The following is a 323-nucleotide window of genomic DNA, read 5'->3' as shown; positions in this document are numbered from 1 at the left end:
TCGTGGAGGTCCGTTCGACCGGGACGACGGCGTCGAACCCGTCGGGCACGGGTGCTCCGGTCATGATCCGGACGGCTCGGCCGTCGGCTGCTCCGCCGGCGGCTGCTCGGCCGTCGGCTGCTCCGCCGTCGGCTGGTCCGCCGTCGGCCGTTGTGGGTCTCACATCTGCAGCTCCGGGCGGGGCGGGAGCTGCAGATTTCATACCCACAACGTCCGACGGCGGAGCAGCCGACGGCGGAGCAGCCGACCGCGGAGCAGCCGACGGCGGAGCAGCCGACCGCGGAGCCGTCCGGGCCAGGCCCGGGGCACCCGTGCCCGACGGG

At 75.5% G+C, this 323-nt stretch carries 1 pseudogene; it reads right to left on the bottom strand.

Features of this window, described 5'->3' with window-relative positions:
- Positions 1-202 (bottom strand): annotated as a pseudogene (locus tag V5O49_RS05435) (hypothetical protein); the annotation flags it as partial.
- Positions 203-323 lie beyond the last annotated feature (121 nt).

This window comes from Isoptericola haloaureus, assembly GCF_036689775.1.
In the GTDB taxonomy this organism is placed as follows: Bacteria; Actinomycetota; Actinomycetes; order Actinomycetales; family Cellulomonadaceae; genus Isoptericola; species Isoptericola haloaureus.
Note: the sequence above shows the minus strand (reverse complement) of the source record. Positions and strands in the feature narration are given on the sequence as shown.